Origin of the sequence: Mycobacterium sp. 1245852.3 (assembly GCF_001669335.1) — a bacterium.
In the GTDB taxonomy this organism is placed as follows: domain Bacteria; phylum Actinomycetota; class Actinomycetes; order Mycobacteriales; family Mycobacteriaceae; genus Mycobacterium; species Mycobacterium europaeum_A.
On record NZ_LZLL01000366.1, the window covers coordinates 1 to 2,202 of the forward strand.

Consider the following 2,202-nt stretch of genomic DNA (forward strand, 5'->3'; position numbering starts at 1 on the left):
TGCTCGGACTGGCCACCGTCCTCATCATCGGTCTGATCTTCGCCGTCGCGGTGGGTCTGTTTCAGGGCTCCTTCACCACCACCGTGCCGGTGACGGTCATCTCGCAACGAGCCGGCCTGGTCATGAACCCCGACGCCAAGGTCAAGATGCGCGGCGTGCAGGTGGGCAAGGTGTCCTCAATCCAGCCGCTGCCCAACGGTGAGGCCGCCATTCACTTGGCGATGGACCCGTCGCAGATGCACTTCATCCCCGGCAACGTGCTCGTCAATATCGCCTCGTCGACGGTATTCGGCGCGAAGTCCGTCGAGCTGGTCCCGCCCGACCAGCCCTCGGCCCAACGGCTACGCAGCGGCCAGACGCTGCGGGGCCAGCACGTCATGGTCGAAATCAACACCGTATTCCAGCAATTGGTGTCGGTGCTGAGCCACATCGACCCGCCCAAGCTCAACGAGTCGCTTGGTGCGCTGGCACAGGCGTTCAGCGGGCGGGGTCCACAGCTTGGCCAGTCGCTGAGCGACCTGGATTCGTTCCTGGCCAGGCTGGAGCCGAGCCTGCCCGCGTTCCGGCACGACCTCGCTGTCTTGCCGGCGGTGTCCAACGCCTATGCCGACGCGGCACCCGACCTCATTAAGACCGCCGCCAATGCGACCCGGATCAGCAAGACACTTGTCGATGAACAGCACAACCTGGATGCGTTGCTGATCAGCGCGATCGGCTTGGCCGACATCGGCAATGACGTGTTGTCGACGAACCGCCAACCGCTGACAAATGTCTTGCATCTGCTGGTGCCGACGACCGATCTGACCAATGAGTACGCTCCGGCGCTCAACTGCGCTTTCGCGGGGCTCGTACAGATATCGCATGGGGCGCCATTGTCGGAACCGAGCATCAACATCTCGGCGAGCCTCACGTGGGGCGCCGAGCGTTACCGCTATCCGACGAACCTGCCCAAGGTTGCGGCGACGGGCGGCCCGCAGTGCGTCGGTCTGCCGAAGCTGCCGTTCAACACGGCCCCACCGCAGCTGATTGCCGATACCGGCGCGAATCCCGTGAACTACGGAAACCCGCAGCTGTTGATCAACTCCGATCTCCTCAAGCAGCTGTTGTACGGGCCGATCGCCGGACCGCCACGTAACTCCGCGCAGATCGGACAGCCCGGATGAGAACGCGCGCAACGCTGATCAAGTTCACGATCTTTGCGGTCGTGATGGCGATGCTTACCGCCTTCCTGTTCTTCATCTTCGGCCAGTACCGGACGGGTTCTGTGACCGAGTATTCGGCGGTGTTCACCGACGTGTCGCGTCTCAAGCCGGGCCAATCGGTGCGGGTCGCCGGGATCCGGGTGGGCACCGTCAACAGTGTGTCGCTGCAGCCGGACAAGAAGGTTGTGGTGAAGTTCGACGCCGACCGCAACGTCGTCCTCACCGAGGGCAGCAGGGCGGCGGTCCGCTACCTCAACCTGGTGGGTGATCGCTACCTCGAACTCGTCGACGGTCCCGGCTCGCCCAAGCGGCTGCCGGCAGGGGGTCAGATTCCGGTCAGCCGCACCGCTCCAGCGCTCGACCTCGATCTGCTGCTCGGCGGGCTGAAACCCGTTACGCAGGGCCTGAATGCGCGCGATGTCAACGAGCTGACGTCTGGGTTGTTGCAGGTCTTCCAGGGTCAGGGCGGAACACTCGAGTCGCTGTTCTCCAAAACGACCTCGTTTTCAAATGCCCTGGCCGACAACGACCAAACCGTGCAGCAACTGATCGACAACCTCAACATCGTGATCGGCACGGTTGCCAAGGACGGCAAGCAGTTCTCCGGCGCGATCGATCGCCTCGAGCAGCTTGTCAGCGGCCTGTCGGGTGACCGGGACACGATCGGGTCCGCAATTGACGCCCTGGACAAGGGAACAGCCTCGCTGGCGGATCTGCTGGCCGAGGCCCGCCCGCCGCTGTCGGGCACCATCGCCCAGTTGAACCGGCTGGCGCCGATCCTCGATGGCGACAGGGACCGCCTCGACGCCGCGATCGCGAAGGCACCGCAGAACTACCGAAAGCTCGTCCGGCTCGGCGTGAACGGCGCCACCATCCCGTACTACCTCTGCCAGTTCGGGCTCCGCGGCACGGATCTTTCAGGTAAGACCGTGCGCGCCAACATCTTCAGGTCAGATGCAGGAAGGTGCACGGAACCCTAATGCTCAAGTATCGCGGAGCG

Annotated in this window: 2 protein-coding genes; both read left to right on the plus strand. The window is 63.9% G+C overall.

Going from position 1 to position 2,202, the window contains the following annotated elements; genetic code table 11:
- Positions 1-1,163, plus strand: a 1,163-nt coding sequence (locus A9W96_RS16235; RefSeq protein WP_231999707.1) for an MCE family protein, incomplete at its 5' end; no start/stop codon positions are given.
- Positions 1,160-2,182, plus strand: a complete 1,023-nt coding sequence (locus A9W96_RS16240; RefSeq protein WP_066864316.1) for an MCE family protein — start codon at positions 1,160-1,162, stop codon at positions 2,180-2,182. The genes A9W96_RS16235 and A9W96_RS16240, both read left to right, overlap by 4 nt.
- Positions 2,183-2,202: the final 20 nt, after the last annotated feature.

Bases quoted from the DNA above. Each gene is read 5' to 3' on its own strand.
- A9W96_RS16240 (WP_066864316.1), top strand. From the start codon at position 1,160: ATGAGAACGCGCGCAACGCTGATCAAGTTCACGATCTTTGCGGTCGTG.